This window comes from Veillonella parvula, assembly GCF_036456085.1.
GTDB lineage: Bacteria > Bacillota > Negativicutes > Veillonellales > Veillonellaceae > Veillonella > Veillonella parvula_E.
The window spans coordinates 1,994,890-2,017,515 of sequence record NZ_CP138632.1; the positions used below are offsets into that span (position 1 = coordinate 1,994,890).

A 22,626-nucleotide genomic window follows, 5' to 3' on the forward strand; every position below is an offset into this window, starting at 1 on the left:
AGTTACTACTTGTCAGCGGTTATTTTGCCGTTTACAGAATAATCTCAGGAGATTTCCATGTGTAAGATTGATAAAATTATTATTCTATACTGTCATTCCTACAGCATAGTTTTCATATAGTTTCTTATAGTATCCGTTAAGTGTCATGAGTTCATCATGTGTCCCTTGTTCTACAATGGTGCCGTTTTCTACCACTAGTAGGAAGTCCGCATTTTTTATTGTAGACAAGCGATGGGCGATTACGATACTGGTTCGACCTTTGAGAAGTGTGTTCATCGCTTTTTGAACCTCTACTTCGGTACGGGTATCTACGTTAGCCGTTGCTTCGTCAAGGATGAGAATGCTAGGATCAGCTAAGAAGGCCCGAGCGATGGTAATTAATTGGCGTTGACCTTGGGAGAGATCATCACCACCTCGGTTGAGCATCGTATCATATCCATTGGGTAATGTACGGATAAAGTGATCTGCCATGGCAAGCCTTGCGACATACTCGATTTCTTCACGTGTAGCATTTGGCTTGCCGTAGCCAATGTTATCGGCGATAGTACCCGTGAAAATCCAAGCGTCTTGCAATACCATTCCTACCGTATTATGTAAGCTTTCACGAGATAAATCCCGAATATCCACACCGTCAATGGTGATGCGACCATTTTTAATGTCATAGAAGCGCATGATGAGATTCACTAATGTGGATTTGCCAGCTCCGGTAGGCCCTACGATGGCTACCATAGAGCCAGCTGGAATGTGAATATTAATATCCTTCATAAACACATTGGACGGTGTATAACCAAAATCAACATGCTCAAAATCAATTGTCCCCGTATGAGCTTGATTACTTGGTTGATTGGCCGTCATAGATGTGTTAGTACTAATAGCGTCTCTATCAGTTTTTGATGAGCTGTTGGATAATGTCAATTTTCCATCATCAATTTCAGATGGGGCATCAATTACCTCGTAAATACGGCCTAAGGCGGCAGCGGTTTCTTGGAATTTTGTCATAATATAGGAACTACGAGATAGGGGATCGGATACCTGACCTACATAGAGGAAGAATGCCTGAATATCCCCAATGGAAATGGACCCACGTAATACCATGAGACCGCCTTGAATAGCGACGAGGCAATAGGTAAATTGATTTAAAAATTTTACGAGAGGCTCTACAAGCTGACTGGTGAAAGCAGCACTTCGCATACTTTTAAATAGATTGTCATTCAGTATATTTACTTGGCGAGTTGTAGTCTCTTCTAGACCAAAGGTTTGAATAATTGGCTTGCCTACAACGATTTCTTCTATGCCACTGTTGAAAGCTCCTAATGCATTCTGATTTCTAAGATACACGAGGCGGGCTCGTTTAGATAGCCACGTTAAGCATACGATACCAATCAGTATGATGACGATGATGGATGTTCCCAAAATTGGACTGATCCAGAGCATCATTGCAGTGGCGCCGATGATTCCGATAATGGCGGACACGAGACCGGGCACACCTTCACCTATCGTTTCAGCAACGGCATCCAAATCAGAGGTTAGACGGCTTAGAAGATCACCACGTTGGTGATCGTGAAAGTATTCGATAGGCAATGAGTATAAGTGAGTACTCATGCGTGTACGCAAGGCGAGCACTGTTTTTGATCCAATGGAGGCCATCATGTATTCGCCGAAGTATGTGAATAAAGCATGACCTCCATAGATGGCAATAAGCCAGAGGATGATTGTATCAATAGAGGCGAATATGGTATTAATGTCTTGGTTTGTTTGTAATCCACTGATAATAGCATCTACGACCTTGCCAAGTAATACTGGAGCTGATACCTCAAACATAGCTGCTGTGATAAGGGCTAAGATGAGTAGTGCTAGCCAACCCCATTGGCTTTTAGAATCGATCAGGAAACGACGTAATGGGCTCATGCTGTCAACTCCTGAGATGCTAAAATTTGTTTATATACGGTAGAGTTTTCAGCTAACTCATCATGAGTGCCATACCCTGCCACTTGACCTCTGTTGATGATTAAGATGTGGTCTGCCTTTTTGGCAGCACTTACTTTTTGCTCTACAGAGATGAGAGCGGGGCGATTGTCCTTTTGCAATTCCTCATGTAATACGGTGCGAACGGCACGCTCTGTGGTGCCGTCGAGAGCAGAGAAACTATCATCGAATATAAATAAATCAGGTTTGCGCACGAGCGCTCTAGCCATGGCAAGACGTTGGCGTTGACCTCCAGATAGATTAGTACCACCTTGGGAGACGATATATTGGTAACCACCTTCAAGGCGACTAATAAATTCATCCGCCTTAGATAATTGGCATGCATTTTCTATATCTTGAACTGAAATATCTTGGCTTGGTGCAGCACCGTAACGGATGTTCATTTCTACAGTCCCTGTAAATAAGTAGGCTTTTTGTGGGACATAACCGATGCGTGAGCGTAAGTCATCTACATTCCATTCATAGATGGATTTGCCTTTGAAGAGAATGTCTCCAGACTCAATGGAGAATAGGCGAGGGATTAGGTTTGTAATCGTACTTTTACCAGAACCAATGTCACCCATAATAGCCAATGTTTCACCGTGATGAACGGTAAAGGAAATATTTTCTAAAGCCGGCGATTCTGCATTATCGTAACGGAACGTAACATTGCGAAATTCCAGAAGTGGAGTATCATCGTTTGCCGATGCCGATGCCGATGCCAAATCTATAAAATTTTTACTATCTTTTTGGTTAACTATATAATAGGTGTCTAAATTTGTATTTTTATTATATGGTTCAGGGAATGTATCAGAGTTTTCGTGTTCCAATAATTCTCGAATACGGGTGTAACATACGATAGCTTCGGGTATATCTATGATGACGAAAATAGCCATGAGCATGCTTAAGAGAATAAGATTAGCGTACTCAATAACAGCCATAATGTCACCTATTTGTAGGGAGCCTATGCTTACGTTATAGCCTCCGAGCCAAAGGATAGCAACGGTACTCATGTTAAAGAGAATTAATATAGTCGGTAAACCAATAGCAAAGGTTTGGCGTAATCTTTTATTAAGTTGAGCTGTTTCTGTAAAAATTTCTATTTCTTTAGTATTTTCGTAATGTCTTCTATTGAAAGCTCGTATAACAGGCATGCCCACAATATGATCACGTACCATATCGGTAATAGTATCTAGTTTTAGTTGTAATGCTTTAATAATAGGTAAGGCGCGACTTTCAATAAAGATTATGGTTAGTATCATGAACGCCATAACAGCGAGGATGACGAGACCTAGTTGCCAGCTCTTATAGAAGGTTAGTCCTAGACCAATACATATCATGAGAGGCATAGGGAGAATCATATTTAAACCTTCTCCTAGAACTGATTGAATTTTCTCAACGTCTCGGCTGGTCCGCATGAGTATGGTGCCTGTACCAAAGTGTGTAAAGTCGCGTAGTGAAAAGGCTTGTATAGCTTTCACTAAATTGTCGCGCAATATTTTGCCTATAGAGGCTGAAATATGAGCGCTCATAGCAACACCTAGGATGGCAGACGATACTGTTAATAATGCAACGATAAGCATCGTTGCACTAGAGTTAGTAATCATCTCTAAATCACCATGGAGGACACCGTCATTGATGATGGTAGCCGTTAAGGTTGGTATATATAAAGTGCCTGCTACATTGAGTAACGAAAGAAGTGACACTATGATAATAGAAAACCATAAAGGTTTTATATAATTAGAAATTAGCTTCATTTCAATCCTTTCGACATATCTTTCGATATATTAGTAATTTTCGATGTTTATATTATATTGTATAAAACCAAAAATATCTAGTAAAAACTATTACTAAAAGTTTAGTATCAATCAATAAGTATTATGACGAATATTATATTTTCACTAAAAATATTCTGCTATACTGTATTTGCAATTTTGTAGTTTTATTTTTAGTAAGGAGTGTTCCTAATGAAGTTGAATTGGAAATTATTCGCACCGCTTGTAGTAGCTATTCTTGTATGGCTCATCGGTGCGCCTGAAGGCCTTAGTCCAAATTCTTGGATTTATGTAAGTATTTTTGCAGGCCTCGTGGTGGGGTTGATTTTAGAACCAATGCCACCAGCTTTTATCGGTATCATTGCTGTTACCGTATCTATGTTATTTAAGGTTGGTCCAGCACCTATTGTGGATAAAGCAACTGGTGTAGCAAAGGCTATTACGGATGCTCAAGCTATCAGCTGGGGGCTTAGCGGTTTCTCTAATGCCATCGTGTGGTTGATATTCGCAGCATTTATGATCGGTATCGGTTATGAAAATTCTGGCCTTGGCCGACGTATTGCATTGTTCCTCGTAGCCAAGCTTGGAAAGTCCTCTTTAGGCCTTGGTTATGCCATTGCTATTACTGACCTTGTGTTGGCTCCATTTATTCCAAGTAATGCGGCTCGTTCTGGTGGTACGATTTATCCAATCGTATCCAGTATTTGTCCGATGTTCGATTCTTATCCAGATAAGAATCCTCGTAAAATTGGTTCTTATTTAAATTGGGTAGCATTGGCAACAACTTGTGTATCTAGTTCTATTTTCTTGACTGGTGCGGCGCCAAATCCATTGGCTCTTGAATTGTCTGCTAAGTCGGGTATCGTAGCTGCCAACTGGGGTACATGGTTCTTAGCATTCTTGCCAGTAGGTATTATTCTATTTATCATTACACCATTGTTGACGTATGTATTCTGCAAACCGGAGGTAAAAGGTTCCCCTGAAATTGCAGCATGGGCAAAGGATGAATATAAGAAATTAGGCTCCATGACACGCAGTGAAATCTTCATGGCCTTGATTTCTGTATTGGCTCTCGTATTGTGGATTGGTGCTTCTACATTTAAAATCAACCCAACTACAACGGCTTTAATTGTTATTATCTTGATGATTTTTACTAAGATTATGACTTGGCAAGATTTCCTTGCTAACAAACCAGCATGGAATGTTTTGACTTGGTTTGCCACACTTGTGCCGATGGCTTCTGGGCTTAAGAATGTAGGCTTCTTGGAATGGCTTGCTAAATCTGCAGGTGGTTCTTTAGTTTCTTTAGATCCAACAATGGCTGTTCTTGGCTTGTTATTAGCATTTTGCTTACTTCGTTACTTCTTTGCTTCTGGCACCGCTTATGTAACAGCTATGGTAGGTTTGTTTGCTACTTTAATTCTTCAGATTCCTGGTGTTGATCCAGCTCAAGTTATGTTGATTCTTTTAGTACCAATGGGAATTATGGGGATTCTTACCCCTTATGGTACTGGTCATAGCCCAATTTGGTTTGCTAGTGGCTATAATAAAGGCCCTGAATTTTGGAAACTAGGTGCTATCTTTGGGATTATCTACCTTGCTATATTCATTGTGGTGGGTATTCCATGGATTCAGTTCGTAATGCCACTTTTAGGATAGCTTTCCGCCGCCATATGTCTCTCTGCGCTCCATTCGCTGCAAGTCGCTGGACAGACATATGGCGGCTTTTTTATCCTGAAATGGCAATACTCACTTTGGGAAAAGCAAGTCGAGCTTACAGAACACTACGAGGGGCTTTCTTTATATCCGAAAATGGCATAACTCACTTCGAGGGGCAAGTCGCTTAGTAGATACAACGCGGCTTTTTTATTTTAAAATGGCAATATTCGACAAATCTAAGAAAATAAATATAATATAATATTGATATGATAGTAAATATCTTTTTTTGGGTTTTCTGATGGAGGTGGTTTATTATTATGTCTGCTACAGAGCGTGTTGTACAGTCGATTTTATATGAGCTAGGCTGTGTTTTGATTGGCTGTTTGGTGATGCAGTTTGTTCCGCATGAGGGGCAGCCTTTGGTCTTGATGGTTATTTTTTCCTTACTGGCTATGGTTTGGAATTTTGTGTTTAACTGGATATTTGATAAACTAGTACCAGGTGACCGATTAGCGCGAGGGCCTGTAATCCGCACAATTCATGCAGTGTTGTTTGAAGGTTTGTTTATGCTTGCCACAGTGCCTATTATTATGTACATGATGCATATGAGCTTTTGGATGGCCTTTGCTACAGATATAACGATGACATTAGTCATATTAGGTTATACTTATATTTATAATTGGGTATATGATCGAGCACGTCTATATTTTGTAGAGGCTTAATTTTAAATGTGAGGTAGGTACCTCTTGTAAAATCTATATCGTATAGTAGGAGGTTCTTATGTCTACAAAATCTATTACGGGCACAGGTCTCTTGTTGGCCGTTGCCTTATTGGCGCAAAGCTTGCGCCTTATGTTTCCATTTATTCCAAACCAAGTGAGCATGTTCCTCATTGGTTCCATTACGTCCGCAACCTTTGTACTTGCCACATGGCGCTATGGATGGAAGAATGGTCTCGTTATCGCTTGGATTGCTCCGGTAGTAGCGCATTTACAAGGCATGTTGCCGTTGCCGCCGTTCATTTTGATTACGGCCCTAGGAACGACAGCGTATGTATTCGTAGCCCACTGGTTAGAACATAAACCAAAGGCATTGCTTATCATTGTGGCTGCTTTGGTAAAAGCCGGCGTACTCTTTGGAGGGTATTCCTTGTTCTTCTCCTTGTTCCAATTTCCACCAAAGATTGTAAATACCATGCTTTTCGTATCTAGTTGGCCGCAATTGGTAACTTCGTCATTAGGTATAATTTTGGCATTACTTATTACTAAACGCACTAAAAATTAGGTCAACTTAACTTAGAGTTATGACAACCCATTCAAAATATATATGACCTTTTAAGGGCACTCAAGACCTATGAGTGCCCATTTTTGTTGACCGTAATCATTGTCTACTTTTATAATTAATATATTGTATACAAATATGAGGAGTTGATAGGAATGAAATTTAATACAAAATGTGTTCACGGCAGTGGCAAACCAGATAGCACTGGTGCAATTTCCCCTGCAATCTATATGTCTAGTACATTTTCCCATCCAAAGTTGGGGGATACAACAGGTTATCAATATTCGCGCGAGTCTAATCCAACGCGTGACCGATTGGAACAATTGATAGCTGGCCTTGAAGAAGGCACAGATGCATTGGCATTTTCCTCCGGTATGGCAGCTGTGGACGCAGTATTCCATCTATTCTCCTCTGGGGATCATATCATCTTGGGTGATGACTTGTACGGTGGCTCTATCCGCATGTTCACGAATATTTACGAGCAAAATGGTATCGAGTTTACGTATGTAGGCACTTCTGATCTTGACGCGGTGAAAGCGGCTTTTAAACCGAATACAAAGGCTGTATATATTGAAACACCGACAAATCCTATGATGGAGATAACCGATATTCGTGCACTTTGTGCATTGACTCACGAACGCAATGCGCTAGTAATCATCGACAATACCTTCTTGAGCCCATACTTCCAAAAACCATTGACCTTGGGTGCCGATATTGTTGTTCATAGTGGTACAAAATTCATCGGTGGTCATCACGATGTAATTTCTGGTTTTACTATTGTAAAAGACGAAGAAATCGCTGCAAAATTGCGTTTAACATATAAAACCGTAGGTGCATGTTTATCTGCTATGGATAGCTGGCTCGTTATTCGCGGTGTAAAAACATTGGCTCTACGCATGGAGCAACATCAAAAGAATGCCATTGCTCTTGCTGAATGGCTAAAAAAACAACCAAAAGTAACTAAAGTTTTGTTCCCAGGCCTTCCAGAACATCCTGGTTATGAAATCAATAAAGCCCAAACAACAGGCTTTGGAGGCATGCTATCCTTTGAAGTAGACAGCGAAGAAACGGCTAAACAAGTATTAGAAGGTATTAAGCTTATTCAATTCGCTGAAAGTCTTGGTGGTACAGAATCCTTGTTGACATACCCTGTAACGCAAACACATCCAGATTTAAAACCGGAAGATGCAGAACGTAAAGGTATTACACGTCGTTTGTTGCGTTTATCTGTAGGGATTGAAGATACAGAAGACTTGATTGCAGACTTGGAACAAGCTTTTAATAAATAAAGGAGTTCCTATGGGACAATATAACTTTGATCAAATTTTAGATAGAACGCACACGAAATCTTTAAAATATGATTTTGCTGTAAAACGAGGCAAACCTGCGGATGTGTTGCCATTCTGGGTAGCGGATATGGATTTTGAAATTCCCCCTGAATTGAAGCAAATTTTATTAGACCGCGTAAACCATGGTGTGTTCGGATATACCGAGTCCGACGACGAATACTTTGATGTGTTACAAAATTGGTTTAGCACTCGTTTTAACTGGATTCCAGAACAAAAATGGCTTGTTAAAACGCCTGGGATTGTATTTGCTTTGGCGATGGCGGTGCGAGCTTTCACCAAGGAGGGTGAAGGTGTGCTCATCAACCAACCAGTGTACTACCCATTTAGCATGGTTATTGATGACAACAATCGGCATCTTATCAATGTGCCGCTCATCAAAGGCGAAGAGAGATATACTATCGACTTTGAAGGCATTGAGCGAGCTATCGTTGAGGAAAATGTTACATTATTCCTCTTGTGTAACCCCCATAATCCGGTAGGACGCGTGTGGACTGAGGACGAGTTGAAACGCCTCGGCGATATTTGTATTAAACATAATGTGCTCATTGTGAGCGATGAAATCCATGCAGATTTTGTATGGAAAGGGCATACGCATAAGGTCTTTGCCGCTCTTGGTGAAAGCTATGCAGAACACTGTATTGTATGTACAGCACCTAGTAAGACCTTCAACATTGCAGGCTTACAAGTAAGTAATATTTTCATTCCTAATGATTCCTTACGCCGCCGTTTTATCAAAGAAATCGATCGTGCTGGTTATAGCCAATTGAACACGATGGGGATTGTGGGCTGTGAAGGGGCCTACAAAGTAGGGGCTCCTTGGCTTGATGAATTGAAAGAATATATTCAAGACAATATTCAATTTACCATCGACTATATAGCAAAATATATGCCAAAAATCCATGTGTATCGGCCTGAAGGGACATATCTCATGTGGCTAGATTGTTCTCAATTGCCGCTGAGCCCTAAAGAGCGAGATGAATGGATCGTTAATGATGCCAAGTTATGGCTCGATACGGGTTCTATGTTTGGCATCGATGGGGAGGACTTTGAACGCATTAATGTTGCTTGTCCTCGTAAAATATTAGAAGAAGGGCTCGAATCTTGGCGCCGTGCCTATGAGGCTAAGGGCTTTTAATTAGATTAGGTTATCAAATTGTAGAATATGTAGAGGTGACATTATGCCTATTAAAGTAATAAAAAATTTACCGGCCATAACGAAATTAGCTCAAGAGAATATTTTCGTTATGGATACTGAGCGGGCGGAAAATCAACAGATCCGACCTTTGCAAATTTTGCTAGTCAATTTGATGCCTACTAAAGAAGTGACGGAGACGCAAATTTTGCGTGCTCTCAGTAATAGCCCATTGCAAGTTAATTTAACATTGTTGCATACCGCATCTCGTAAGGCTAAAAATACAGATGAACAATATTTAGAAACTTTCTATCGTACTTTTGATGAGGTAAAAGACCAGTTCTTTGACGGTATGATTATTACCGGTGCTCCTGTTGAGTTAATGCCTTTTGAAGAGGTAGACTATTGGTCTGAACTCGTAGAAATCATGAACTGGGGCGAAGAACATGTATATTCGACCTTCTATATCTGTTGGGGGGCTCAAGCTGGTTTATATCATCACTTTGGTATTAACAAATCTATTATGGATGAGAAATTATTCGGTGTTTATGAACACGATATTTATAATGATCGACCAGTGCTCATGCGTGGATTTGATGAAAAGTTTTGGATGCCACATTCTCGTCACACTACAGTTTCTTTGCAACAAATTAAGGAAAATCGTGACTTGGAACTTTTGGCTGGGTCTGAACCAACAGGTGCTGCTATCGTTCGTAGTTTAGATAATAAGCATATCTTTGTATTTGGTCATGCCGAATACGATTGGGACACACTTAACCGTGAGTACGTGCGGGATATCAAAAAAGGTATGGATATTGCAGTTCCTGAAAACTACTTCCCGGATAATGATCCAAAACAACGTCCCATCGTGCGCTGGCGCTCTGTAAGTACACTATTATTTACAAACTGGTTGAACTACTATGTATACCAAGAAACACCGTACATCATTGAACAAATCCAAAAAATGAAATTTGAACGGGATAAAAATTTAGGCGCTTACATCTAAATGTAAGTACTTATTTCTAATCTATTGATAGTAATATGTACCCCTAATTACTTCTAACATTTCTCAAGGGAACTAGTTCTTTGGAAGTAATTAGGGGATTTTTATTTTTCATAAAATGATTTAGTTCGCATTAGAGTCTTTGGTAAAAGTTTTTATCGTCCTTTGCTTACCATAGTTTAAAGTTATGGAGAAGACCATATAAAAAATAGTAGACATATTTTTTAAAACATAGTACTATACTAGGCATAAAGAATGAACTCAATTCACAGTTAATATAAAGGAGTTGTTATAATGAGCAAACAATACAGATTTGAAACATTACAATTACATGCTGGTCATACCGTTGATCCAACAGGTTCTCGTGCAGTACCTATTTACCAAACTACATCTTTCGTATTTAAAGATGCAGAAGAAGCAGCAGGCCGTTTTGCATTGACTAATCCTGGTGGTATTTACTCTCGCCTTGGCAATCCTACTACAGATGTATTGGATGCTCGTGTGGCAGAACTTGAAGGCGGTGCAGCTGGTATCGCAGTAGCATCTGGTTCTGCAGCGGTTACGTACTCTATTTTAAATGTAGCAGATGCTGGTGATAATATTGTTGCTGCATCCACATTGTATGGTGGTACTTATAATTTGTTTACTGCTACATTGCCTCGTTTGGGGATTCAAACTAAATTCGTAAATCCGGATCATTTGGAAGAATTTGAAGCAGCTATCGATGAAAAGACTAAAGCCGTTTATATCGAATCTATTGGTAACCCTGGTATTAATCTTATCGATGTACAAGCCATAGCTGATATTGCACATAAACACAATATCATCTTGATTGTAGACAATACATTTGCATCTCCATACTTATTCCGTCCATTAGAACATGGTGCTGACGTAGTTGTACACTCTGCTACTAAATACCTTGGTGGTCACGGTACAACATTGGCTGGCGTAGTTGTAGAATCTGGTAAATTCGACTATAAAGGTTCTGGTAAATACCCTGGCTTCTCCGAAGGTGACGAACACTACAATGGATTAGTATTTGGTAATTTGCCAATCCCATTCACTGTAAAAATTCGTGCTCAATTACTTCGTGATACTGGTGCATGCATTACTCCACTTGCAGCATGGCAAATCTTGCAAGGTATTGAAACATTGTCCTTGCGCGTAGAACGTCACGTAGAAAATGCTCGTAAAGTAGTAGATTTCTTGAGCAAACATCCTAAAGTAGCATGGGTAAGCTATCCAGAATTAGAAGACAGCAAATACAAAGCATTAGCTGATAAATACTTCCCTAAAGGTGTTGGTGCAGTATTCACATTTGGCGTAAAAGGTGGTAAAGAAGCAGGTATTAAACTTGTTGACTCCTTGGAAATCTTCTCCAACCTTGCCAATGTAGCAGATGCTAAATCTCTTGTTATCCATCCTGCATCCACAACACATGCACAACTTAACGAAGAACAACAAAAATCTGCTGGCGTAACACCAGATATGATCCGTGTATCTATCGGTCTTGAAAATATAGATGATATCATCGAAGACTTAGCACAAGCTTTAGATAAAGCATAGTTTTCGTACCTCTTGTTTGGAAAACTATAGATCAAACCTTCAAAACTTACAAATGACATCCTTAAGCTGAACTTTGCTTAAGAAATAGAACACATAACTATCAAACCTATAAAACTTATACAAAAGGCCTCCCGCTGGGAGGCTTTTTTGTTATTAGTGTGTGTTGTCTTTATAAGAATGAAATGTTGTGTAGGTGTAATACAACCTTGATAGAATGGGCATAAAAAGACCTTGGATTTAATGATCCAAGGCCTTTAAGGGAGTATAGTGTGTGTAACGTTTGGTCTGTGGTGTGTGAGCACAGACCGTTTTCCTATTGTGTGAGATAGGATTTAGGGAGTCCGTGGTTAGTGTTACGGACTCTCTGAGAGTGTGTTAGAGAGTGTATCTAAAGGATACAGTGTGTATAGTATGTGTGTTATATGTGTAGTGTGTCATCTAAGTGGGTTAGGATAGGGTTTCACTTGATGATAAAATCTTAGTATTTTGTGTTTTTAACTTTAGCGCTAATAACTTTGCCGGATGTAGCGTCTACTTTTACTTCCGCATTTTTACCGCCGCCAGTTGTCATATCAAATTCATATACAACTCTGCCGTTTTCACGTTCAACAGTCCAATCCATAGTTTGGAAATCAGAACCAACTTTTTCCATAGCTTTTGTTTCAGCTACTTCAGGAATGATGATGTTTTGAACGTTAATTGTTTTAGAAGCTTTGGAGTAACCTTTTACTTCTTTGCCAACGATTTGACCAGATGCTTCGTCTACTTTAATTTCTACTTCGCGGTTGCCATAATAACCTTCTACTTCATAGTAAGGATTGTGTTTTGCATCATAGGAAATAGATTTTACAGTAGCGCCAGGGAATTGTTGTTGGAATACTGTAACAGCGCCCATGTAATCAACAGAATAGTTTGCTTGTGCGGATGGAGCAACGCTACCAACACCGTTCCAGTTGCTATGGTTGTTGTAACCATGGTTGCTAGCTGCACCAACTACACCTGCTAATAATACTGTACTAACGCCAAATGCACATAGTACTTTGGATACTTTCTTAACATTTTTCATAAGCAATGCCTCCTGATAGCAAATTATAATTTTCGTTTAGTTACGATTTTGTGAAAGTAGATTTTACTCAATCTACTTATATATAATTTAATCTTGTTATATGAAAATAAGGTGAAATTAGATGATTTTTGTATGAAGATGAGTATATCTTTTAGTTATTATGAACTATTGATAATAACTATTAGCTATAGTCAAAATTAAAAAGTACTAAAAACATAGTATATATAGTATTAGACTATATAGTAAACTAAAAGTCAACTATTATAGTTGACAATTAAAAATACAAGTGCTTTAATTTAGATAGTTAGTAGTTTGTTTCCGTGTTATCTTGGACTTTTATTCTCCATTGATAGCACAAATTCCTGCTTAGGTCTGTTATGAATGGAGGTATACCATGAGCTCTACTGTATCAAAACAAACTCGCATTACCACCCGTCAGTTAACGATGACAGCACTCTTTGTGGCGCTAATCGCGGTTGGTGCTTTCATACGGGTCCCATTACCGAATTGTCCGTTTACATTGCAAATCTTATTTACTACATTAGCGGGCATTGTTTTAGGTAGTCGTTTAGGTGCCGCTAGTGTTGGCATTTATATTGTACTAGGCCTTGTTGGGGTTCCTATTTTTACATCTGGTGGTGGTCCTAGTTATATTTTGCAACCTACCTTTGGTTATTTAATTGGCTTTATGGTTGGTGCGTATGCAGTAGGACGCATTGCAGAGACAATGGATACACTATCGTTTAAACGTTTGCTAGCCGGATCTATATTAAATCTATTTATTGTATATGGTCTTGGCATGGTGTACCTATACTTTATTATGAATCTGTATTTAGGTAAGCCGATTGGTGTGGAAGCTGTCATTATTACATGCTTCCTAATCCCAGTTGGCCCAGATATTTTCTTGTGCGCTGTAGCAGCATCTCTTGGCAAGAGAATTATTAAAGAATTACAGCACTAATAGAATGTTTTAATAACTATTTTTTAATAACTATTATAATTAGAATAACTAGAAAAAAAATATAATAAATATAATAACTATAATAACTATTATAACTATTATAAGGAATTAATCTGTTGTAGATTCATATAGATATTGAATTATGAAATATACGTTATTTTATTCAACAGAATCATTCCTATTAAAAACGAGGCGTTAAGCCTCGTTTTTTATGTAATTCTTAAGGGTATACATAGCCTAATATAGGTTCTGCAGATTTGATTTTTGTAATCTCTACATATGGTTGTTTACGACCGTGGAAGTCTCGCGTAGAAACCTTTCCTTCAATCGATACCCATTGTTCATTTTGTAAGCTATCACCATCTGTTTTATAGGCTGTCATGCCAATAGGGGCAACGTCAGCAATACAACAAGCCATAGCCATACGAGAAATAGTAAATTCGTTAGATTTTAATGTATTATCTTCGCGGTTCACATAGCCTGTCATATAAACTGTGTAGTCTTTATATTGATCCGCATTAGATCCAACTTTTACAATGGTTTGATAGAAATTGTCTGAGTTCAAAACGATTTCTTTTTTGTCCTTGGAAATTCCTGGCTCTTTACTTTCACTGTTAACGGTGACAACCTCTCCAATAGCATCGTTTGTAAAGTCAAAATTGTTAGTATCATCGTTTACACGAGCGGCACCATGAACGCCTGTTGATGGTACAAGAACAGGAGGAACGATGAGCAACATAATAGGAATAATAATTGGAACGATAGATTTCCAGTTATGTTTGTAGTATTTTGACGGAGCCCAAATAATCGTCGCTAAACCGCCTAAAATAAGGGCAACGCCACTAATACCTAGTAAAAGTTCATAACGAGGTGCAATATAGTTCAAATAACGACCTGTCACAATGAGGTAAATACAACAGATACCTAAGATGAGATACAATAGACCTTTCACGATAGAAAAGCGATCTTTCAGTCCTAATGTCATGAAATCATCTCCTTTTAATTAATTAAGAACTGAGATAATGATTATAAAAATTTGTAAATTAGCTAAGAAAGAATTTGAATACTAATGCTGCTATATAGGACATAACGGCAATCGTTATACTTAATCGTATGATAAATGAGGTAGGCATATATTGTTTTAATATATATACGTTTTTGATATCTAACATCGGACCTAAGATGAGAAAGCCCATTACGGAACTAATAGGAAATAAGGTGCTCAAGGATTTACCGATGATGGCATCTGATGTAGAGCAGATTGAAAAGAAGAATGCTAACATCAGCAAAATTGGAATGGCTGTAAATTCTGGCAAGGTTAATCCTGCGTTGAGAAGCCAAGGCTTGCCATACACTTGAACTATAGATAGTACAGTTGCCGCCATGGAAAAATAGAATAAGAGTTGAGAAAACTCTCGTTCCATATGGACTAACAATCTTTTTTTATCGATATGTTTAGTTTTAGTTGTTTCTAAAACGATTTCTTCGTAGCTAAGATTCTGTGGTGTTCTTGCTTTCAAAATAGATGTGGCTGGAGGCCAAAATCGGAACGATAGGGCTACTAACAAGGCAACACCTAGTCCTAAAACGATACGCCATACGGAGAGCATGGGATTGTCAGGAAACGCATACCATGTAGAAAGAATGGTGATAGGGTTGATAATCGGGCTAGCGAGCATAAATAAAAGAGCTACTGATAAAGGGATGCCTCGATCTATTAGCGCCTTGAATAAGGGGATGATGGCACAGTCACAAATTGGCAAGGCAAAGCCACTGACCATAGCAGCCCCATAGCTTTTCAAAGAATGGTCACCTAACAGTTTTAGTAATACTCGTTGTGGTACGAAATAGCGAATAATCGTTGAGCCTACCGTGCCTAATAAAAGGAATGGAATGGCCTCGATGATGAGGCCCGTGATTATGGCGAAGCATTGGTGAATGGAATAGGGGATGTCATGGCGAAAAGCTGTGACCAACAGTATATAGGTTGTAATACCAATAACTAATAGATTAGGAATGAGTCCCCATGTGGAATTCCGGCACAGTTGTTCTACTTTTTCTGGTGTAGGAGCTGTTATAATTTTAGCCTCTCCGTTGTAGGTACGTAGTAAAGCGTGATGTGTATTGGATTCTGTGATAATACAATCTGCACTATACAATTGACTCATTACATCATTACCTAAACCAGGGAGTATGGTTGAGACAAATTGATCGGTACAAATATACAATACCTTTTCTACTTGTAATAGGTGGCTTAATATATCGCTATATAGTAAGGCTTCTAGTTGATGAAAGCTTACCATGCCATTCCACTCAATCCATAGCTCTTTTGGCTGTAGTCGTTTTAAATAATCCCCGATTTTACAGGCTATCAATTCGTAAGACTTGATATCGCTAGGAACAATGGCACTGAGTTCATCCGCATTGAGTTGTAAGGGCTCTTTGATGAGAGGTTCACTGCCTTCTTCGGCGCTGATTATTGCGGTACCGCCTAGCTTTTTACGGTATTGTAATTGTTCGTTTATGAACGTGCTTTTACCGGATCCAATAAACCCTGTAACGATATAAACTGGTATCATGATTGACACACTTCGTTATGTATCATTGGTACATTAAAATCTGTGCCGATAACGACTAAACTATAGTCATTAGTTTCACTAGGTGAAAGCGAACAGTAATGAGTGCCGTATTGGAGTTCGTGAGGACCTTCCGTGGTTGGTACAATCCCTTTGGCACGAAGCACCGTATCAGGCATGCCTTCTAAAATGGTTTTCCATTGTGCAAGACTAAGGGTGCGCAAATCCTTAAAGGTATGACTCATAAATAAATGTTCATCGTGTAAGCAGTGATCATCATGACAATGATACAGGCGCTTGATGTAATCACGCAAACCAATGGTATCCCATGCTTCTTCATGAATTGGTGTATGTGGCGCGAGGTCGCGAATCATACGTTTTGTAATGCTTGTCTGTTGAATATCTTCTGTATGGCTCAAAAAAATTGCATCACTATGAGTGATTTGATCCTTGAAGAAAAGACCAAAATTTTTGATAAACATTGGTGCTTGCATAGCATCGACAGTCGTTATTGATGCGTGAATGTAAGCAGATTTTGCAATGTCCTCGTCGTTACAAGTATGGATGATTTCACTGAGTTTGCTGACACCTGATGGCTCGATGTAGATCATATCGATTTTGTAATTTTGCAGAATATCAAGTAGTGCTTGTTGGAAATTTCCTTGTAAGCTACAGCAAATACAGCCAGATGTTACTTCACGGACCGTGGCCCCTGTTTTTGCAAGATTAGCAGCATCGAGGCTAGTTTCACCAAAATCGTTTTCTATAATAAGAATTTTATCTTTCGATGTATGTTCTTTTAGTATATGTTGTAAGAATGTTGTTTTTCCAGAACCTAGAAATCCGGATATGATAACTATTGGAATCATATATACCTCCTGCGTAATGTAAACACAGTATACACCTATAGGATAACACAGAAAATACTCTATGGGGTATATGGAGACTAGTGAATGAGTCAGAGTTTAACAGCTTTTTTTGAAATTTATAGATTATATACTATATATGAGTATACTGGCACATGTAGTTGATATTCATAATTATTTATAAATAAAACGATGCATTCCATGTTGTTCATATATGAAAGAATACTCCTGTATGAATAAATATTTATTTATGTAGTTGAAAAATTTTTATGAAAAAAATCCCTCCTACAAGATAATTCAGTTGGAGAGATGGCTGAATTACTTATAGGAGGGTTGGAGAGTCAATATTACATGGGTCTCGTAACTTGATGTGTTATTTGCTTATAGTATAACAAATTATACATCAAAAATATAGTAATTATTTATTTTATTGTAATTTTGCTAATAATGCTTTGAGGTACACATATACATTTTCAACAGAAGGTAAATGAACGCGTTCTGATGGTGTATGAGGACTTACGATAGTAGGCCCAAAGCTAATCATTTGTGTATTTGGCAATACGCCTTTTAACAAACCACATTCGAGACCTGCGTGAATAGCATTTACATTAGCTGGTGTATCGAACATTTCGTTATGCAAGGAAATCGCTTGTTCTTCCAATTTTGAGCCTTTGTCGTATTCCCATGCTGGATATCCACCTGTACGCTCTGCAGCTACGCCAAGTGCTTTTGCAAGAAGCATCATTTTTTTCGTTAAGAATTCAAGACTATTGCTATTGGAACTACGAATAGAAATGAGTATTTCAATGGTATGTTGATTTTCACGTACGATAGCAATATTATTAGATGTTTCTACAAGGTTTGGGATAGACTTACTTACAGAATGAACCCCATCTTGTGCAAGATAGATATATGTAATAAGTGCTTCTGTTGTGTCTTCTGCATATACTATTTCAGGAGTAGGAACATCTTCAACTACAAATGTAAGGCCTGGATCCTGTACGCTATATTCGTGTTGGTATTGTTTTTCTTGGTATGCGAGCAATGTTTTAATGGCTGCCACATCTTCAGAGCGTACGGATAGTACAGCTACTGCCTTAGACGGGATTGCATTATGTTTTACGCCACCTTCGAAAGACGCTAAGCTAATAGGATATTGTTGTTGAATATCATAGAGTACACGGGTTAGTACTTGGTTTGCATTAGCTCGTTGCTCGTTGATTTCGATGCCGGAGTGCCCCCCTTTGAGGCCGGTTACTGTAATGGATAAGCCCGCATCATAGCCTGGTAAATTGTTTTCGCGTAACAATGGAATTTTTACATGTACGTGGCAGCCGCCAGCACAGCTAACGGTGAAGTCATGTTCTACTTCTGTATCTAGGTTGAGTAAGTAGTCACCAGTTACTTGACCTTCTTTAATGGCAAAGGCACCATCCATACCAGTTTCTTCGTTGGTAGTGAATAATAATTGCATTGGTCCATGTTGTTGGCTTTCATCTTCAAGGAGAGCAAGCATCATAGCAGCACCCATGCCATTATCGGCACCTAATGTTGTATGGTCTGCGTGCATCCATTCGCCTTCGATGATATTGGCGATTGGATCTTTAGAGAAGTCGTGGTTAGAGTCATGGTCTTTAACACAAACCATATCAATATGACCTTGTAAAATGATGGATGGACGGTTTTCATAACCTGGAGATGCAGCTTTTTTGATAACTACATTAAAGATTTCGTCTTGATGAACTTCAAGACCTAAATTTTTAGCAAAGTTCACGATGTAATCGCTGATGCCTTTTTCATTGCCGGACTCACGAGGGATTTGGCTCATTTCTTTAAAAATTTCTAATACGCGTTTTGCTTGAACGATTGTTTCCATAATGGTACCTTTCATTCTCATGTAAAATAGATATGTATGTATTATTGAAAGCTTTTAAAACAATACAAAATAAAATATTATAGCGTAATGGTCGCTTGTTTTACAGTCTAGACTATGTTCTTTCATACATACGAACTATATAAATTATTGTTGTATATATATAGTTATATCACAATAAAGATTATTAGGATAGATTATGCTAAGTGCTAGCTATATAGGAATAATATTGTATAATGAGGGTATACGAATAACGAATAACAATTAACTAAATTTCTATAGATCTTAGAAGGTTGGTGAACTAATGCAACATGAAAGCCGCAATATTAGCATGCTTATGGATTTTTATGAGATGACTATGGCACATGGCTACTTTACAAAATTAAAAAATGTGGATCGCGTCGCATTTGACGTTTTTTTTAGACGTAATCCAGACAAGGGCGGTTTTGCTATTTTTGGTGGTCTCGAACAAATCGTTGAGTACATTTTAAATTTACACTTTGATGAAAGTGATATCTCTTATTTACGGAGTCAGGGTATTTTTAGTGAAGATTTTTTAGCTTATTTAAAAGATTTCTCTTTCACTGGTGATGTATATGCCTTCCCAGAAGGTTCTATCATCTATCCTAATGAACCTGTAATTACAATTGTGGCTCCTCTCATAGATGCACAAATTATAGAAACTGCAGTGCTTACTATGATGAACCATCAATCCCTTATCGCCACAAAAGCTAATCGCATTGTTCGCGCTGCGGATGGGCGTATTGTGGCTGACTTTGGTGCTCGTCGTGCACATAATGTAGACGCTGCTGTATATGGTGCAAGAGCCGCTTATATTGGTGGTGTTCAGTCCACTGCAACCGTTTTAGCAGGGCAACAATTTGGCATTCCTGTTAGTGGGACCATGGCACATAGCTGGGTTATGTACTATGGTTCTGAATACGATGCTTTCAAAGCCTATGCCGAAGTGTATCCAGATAATGCAGTATTCCTCGTTGATACTTATGATGTGTTAAACTCTGGCGTGCCCAATGCTATTAAGGTAGCAAAGGATGTATTGGAGCCAATGGGGAAACGCTTAAAAGGAATTCGCCTAGATTCTGGTGACCTTGCGTATTTGGCTAAAAAAGCGCGGCGCATGCTAGATGATGCAGGCTTAGAAGATTGTAAAATCATGGCATCTAATAGTCTAGATGAGTATACAATCACATCTTTGCTCATACAAGGTGGGCCTATTGATATCTTTGGTGTAGGGGAGCGTCTCATTACCTCTAAGAGTGACCCCGTATTTGGTGCGGTATATAAGATTGCTAGCATCGAGAAAGATGGTATGTGGGAACCGCGTATCAAGATTTCTGAAAGTGTAGAAAAAATTACTAATCCAGGTCTTAAAAAGGTATATCGTGTTTATAATGATAAAGGACGTGCGATTGCAGATCTATTAACATTGTTGAGAGAGGTACCTGATACAGAGGAACCATATCGTTATATCGATCCTGAGCAACCTTGGCGTGAATTATATTTTGAAAATTGTACTTTTAAAGAGATGAAGCAGCTTATTATCAAGGATGGTAAATTAGTTGTGGACTTACCAACCCTAGAGGAAATTCGAGCATATGTGCAAGATCAATTAGCTAATGAAATTTGGCCTGAAGAGCAACGCTTTGAAAATCCACATCGTCACTACCTTGATATGAGTCCTAGCTACTATCAATTGAAGATGGATTTATTGAACCGTATTTATCGGAAAAAGTAGGAGGGCCTATGTTAGAAAATCCACAAGCTACAAAGGATGCCCTCATTCAATGGATTCGAGATTATTTTGGTAAAAATGGTCCTAACTGTAGTGCTGTAGTTGGTATTTCAGGTGGTAAGGACTCGACTATCGTGGCAGCTCTTTGCAAAGAAGCTCTCGGTGCAGATCGCGTAGTTGGTGTTCTTATGCCAAATGGAGTGCAATCGGATATTGATGATGCTCAGGCAGTGGTGAATCATTTAGGAATTCCTCACATGACGGTCAATATTGGCGCTGCCTATGAGGCGCTAACTCATGCTATCGTTCAGGCTAAGGGGTATGATGTTGTAACGGGGAGAACCGATTTATCTAAAGATGCTGCCATCAATACGCCGCCTCGTCTCCGAATGGCAACTCTCTATGCAGTAGGGCAAAATTTACCAAATGGTGCTCGTGTAGCAAATACTTGTAATGGTTCTGAAGACTACGTAGGATACTCTACAAAATACGGAGATAGTGCAGGAGATTTTAGCCCTCTCGCACAACTCGTAGTAGAAGAAGTTCGTCAAATAGGAAAACTTCTTGATATTCCATTGCATCTAGTTGATAAGGTGCCAAGTGATGGTCTCAGCGGTCAGTCTGATGAGGATAAATTAGGATTTACCTATGCTGTATTGGATCATTATATTAGAACTGGGGAAATTGAAGATCAAACAATAAAAGAGCGAATCGACCATCTGAATCTAATTAATAAGCATAAATTAGAGTTGATGCCGTCATTTGACCCAAACCTTTAATTGATAGGGTGAAAATCTTGATTTATAGTGGAGGTAATATGGAGACAAAAATCGCTTTGATTGGTACTGGTGGAACTATTGCTGGAAAAGGTACTTCAAATACGGATTTAACGGGTTATACGGCAGGGGTATTAGGCCTTGACGAAATCTTAGCCTCTGTACCTGGCACAAAACCGTATGGTCCTTATACTTATACTCAGTTTAGTAATATTGAAAGCTCCGATATTACCGTAAATCATTGGTTAGAACTTTCTAAGTTGGTGCAAAAATTGGTTAATCGAGATGATATCGGTGGTGTTGTCATTACTCACGGTACAGATAGCATGGAGGAGACAGCATATTTTCTGAATCTGACAGTTCATACAGACAAGCCGATTGTTATTACTGGATCTATGAGACCTGCTGGTGCTATTAGTGCAGACGGGCCAATTAATTTATTGCAAGCAATCCAAGTAGCGAGAACACCATCATCTGTAGGTAAAGGTGTGGTAGTCGTATTAAATGGCTACATTGATGGGGCAAGGGATGTATCTAAATGCAATACTACTAATGTAGCGACCTTTGATAGTCCATTAGTGGGGCATCTTGGTATTGTACAAGATGGTGTTGCCCACTATTATAAAACATCGACTCGCCGCCATACTCAAGACTCCGTATTTGATGTGAGTAAATTAGCTGAGTTGCCTCGTGTAGTTATAATGACTTGCTACGGTGGTATGGATGATATGGTGCCTATGAGTGTAGTTGCTACAAATCCTGACGGTTTGATCTTAACAGGGCTTGGTCATGGTACTATCCCACAAAATGTACGTCAAATCACACAGAATACAAAGTTTCCAACGGTACGTGCTTCTCGTACCGGTAGTGGCATGGTATCTGCAGTGCCACAAGATGCACTGGCAAACTATCTCGTATGTGATACTTTAAGTCCACAAAAAGCTCGTATTTTACTGATGCTAGGGCTTACAAAAACTAAAAATCTTAAAAAGTTACAACAATTTTTCCATGAATATTAAAGGCAC

Annotated in this window: 18 protein-coding genes; 11 read left to right on the forward strand and 7 right to left on the reverse strand. The window is 38.9% G+C overall.

Going from position 1 to position 22,626, the window contains the following annotated elements; genetic code table 11:
* Nucleotides 1-84: 84 nt before the first annotated feature.
* Complete coding sequence (locus PK1910_RS09245) at nt 85-1,908, reverse strand: ABC transporter ATP-binding protein (protein WP_004693941.1); 1,824 nt, start codon at nt 1,906-1,908, stop codon at nt 85-87.
* The gene (locus tag PK1910_RS09250; RefSeq protein WP_287511482.1) at nt 1,905-3,722 is read right to left on the reverse strand and encodes an ABC transporter ATP-binding protein; all 1,818 of its coding nucleotides are present in this window, start codon (nt 3,720-3,722) and stop codon (nt 1,905-1,907) included. Before PK1910_RS09250 ends, PK1910_RS09245 begins: the two co-directional genes overlap by 4 nt.
* A gap of 210 nt (nt 3,723-3,932) precedes the next feature.
* On the opposite strand from PK1910_RS09250, the gene PK1910_RS09255 reads away from it, so the two are divergent.
* From PK1910_RS09255 to PK1910_RS09285, 7 genes are all read left to right on the forward strand, one after another.
* Nucleotides 3,933-5,399, forward strand: a complete 1,467-nt coding sequence (locus tag PK1910_RS09255) for a DASS family sodium-coupled anion symporter (RefSeq protein WP_101928726.1) — start codon at nt 3,933-3,935, stop codon at nt 5,397-5,399.
* 317 nt (nt 5,400-5,716) lie between these two features.
* Nucleotides 5,717-6,121, forward strand: a complete 405-nt coding sequence (locus PK1910_RS09260) for a PACE efflux transporter (RefSeq protein WP_287511483.1) — start codon at nt 5,717-5,719, stop codon at nt 6,119-6,121.
* Nucleotides 6,122-6,179: 58 nt separating this feature from the next.
* Entirely contained in the window at nt 6,180-6,683 is a 504-nt protein-coding gene (locus PK1910_RS09265) for an ECF transporter S component (RefSeq protein WP_060919394.1), read from the forward strand.
* Between the two features lie 152 nt (nt 6,684-6,835).
* On the forward strand, nt 6,836-7,969 hold the full coding sequence (locus PK1910_RS09270; RefSeq protein ID WP_195394476.1) for a trans-sulfuration enzyme family protein: 1,134 nt from the start codon (nt 6,836-6,838) through the stop codon (nt 7,967-7,969).
* Nucleotides 7,970-7,979: 10 nt separating this feature from the next.
* Nucleotides 7,980-9,164 carry a MalY/PatB family protein gene (locus PK1910_RS09275; RefSeq protein WP_077708051.1) on the forward strand — a complete coding sequence of 395 codons (1,185 nt, stop codon included), beginning with the start codon at nt 7,980-7,982 and terminating at the stop codon, nt 9,162-9,164.
* Between the two features lie 43 nt (nt 9,165-9,207).
* Nucleotides 9,208-10,167, forward strand: a complete 960-nt coding sequence (gene metA / locus PK1910_RS09280; RefSeq protein WP_004697897.1) for a homoserine O-acetyltransferase MetA — start codon at nt 9,208-9,210, stop codon at nt 10,165-10,167.
* A gap of 291 nt (nt 10,168-10,458) precedes the next feature.
* Nucleotides 10,459-11,730 (forward strand): O-acetylhomoserine aminocarboxypropyltransferase/cysteine synthase family protein, encoded by a 1,272-nt coding sequence (locus PK1910_RS09285; RefSeq protein ID WP_123138407.1) that lies wholly within the window; start codon nt 10,459-10,461, stop codon nt 11,728-11,730.
* A 478-nt stretch (nt 11,731-12,208) separates the two neighbouring features.
* Here PK1910_RS09285 and PK1910_RS09290 read toward each other — a convergent pair whose 3' ends face one another.
* Complete coding sequence (locus PK1910_RS09290) at nt 12,209-12,796, reverse strand: PepSY domain-containing protein (RefSeq protein ID WP_278456680.1); 588 nt, start codon at nt 12,794-12,796, stop codon at nt 12,209-12,211.
* A gap of 394 nt (nt 12,797-13,190) precedes the next feature.
* On the opposite strand from PK1910_RS09290, the gene PK1910_RS09295 reads away from it, so the two are divergent.
* Entirely contained in the window at nt 13,191-13,757 is a 567-nt protein-coding gene (locus PK1910_RS09295) for a biotin transporter BioY (protein WP_008602966.1), read from the forward strand.
* Nucleotides 13,758-13,977: 220 nt separating this feature from the next.
* Here PK1910_RS09295 and PK1910_RS09300 read toward each other — a convergent pair whose 3' ends face one another.
* The 4 genes from PK1910_RS09300 to PK1910_RS09315 all read right to left on the reverse strand — a co-directional run bounded on the left by PK1910_RS09300 (nt 13,978) and on the right by PK1910_RS09315 (nt 19,075).
* Entirely contained in the window at nt 13,978-14,742 is a 765-nt protein-coding gene (locus PK1910_RS09300) for a TIGR03943 family putative permease subunit (RefSeq protein ID WP_008602964.1), read from the reverse strand.
* A gap of 58 nt (nt 14,743-14,800) precedes the next feature.
* Nucleotides 14,801-16,336 carry a permease gene (locus PK1910_RS09305; protein ID WP_021147704.1) on the reverse strand — a complete coding sequence of 512 codons (1,536 nt, stop codon included), beginning with the start codon at nt 16,334-16,336 and terminating at the stop codon, nt 14,801-14,803.
* Nucleotides 16,333-17,202: a CobW family GTP-binding protein gene (locus PK1910_RS09310; RefSeq protein ID WP_287511489.1), complete on the reverse strand. Its 870-nt coding sequence runs from the start codon at nt 17,200-17,202 to the stop codon at nt 16,333-16,335. The genes PK1910_RS09305 and PK1910_RS09310 overlap by 4 nt, the downstream gene beginning before the upstream one ends.
* A gap of 424 nt (nt 17,203-17,626) precedes the next feature.
* Nucleotides 17,627-19,075: an aminoacyl-histidine dipeptidase gene (locus PK1910_RS09315; RefSeq protein WP_021147705.1), complete on the reverse strand. Its 1,449-nt coding sequence runs from the start codon at nt 19,073-19,075 to the stop codon at nt 17,627-17,629.
* A 301-nt stretch (nt 19,076-19,376) separates the two neighbouring features.
* Between PK1910_RS09315 and PK1910_RS09320 the strand changes: the two genes are divergently transcribed.
* From PK1910_RS09320 to PK1910_RS09330, 3 genes are read left to right on the forward strand one after another with little or no spacing between them, the layout of a single operon-like run.
* Entirely contained in the window at nt 19,377-20,828 is a 1,452-nt protein-coding gene (locus tag PK1910_RS09320; RefSeq protein WP_287511491.1) for a nicotinate phosphoribosyltransferase, read from the forward strand.
* Between the two features lie 8 nt (nt 20,829-20,836).
* Nucleotides 20,837-21,604: an NAD(+) synthase gene (nadE, locus tag PK1910_RS09325; protein WP_331298846.1), complete on the forward strand. Its 768-nt coding sequence runs from the start codon at nt 20,837-20,839 to the stop codon at nt 21,602-21,604.
* A 38-nt stretch (nt 21,605-21,642) separates the two neighbouring features.
* The gene (locus PK1910_RS09330) at nt 21,643-22,620 is read left to right on the forward strand and encodes an asparaginase (protein WP_119562355.1); all 978 of its coding nucleotides are present in this window, start codon (nt 21,643-21,645) and stop codon (nt 22,618-22,620) included.
* The last annotated feature ends 6 nt before the right edge of the window (nt 22,621-22,626 follow it).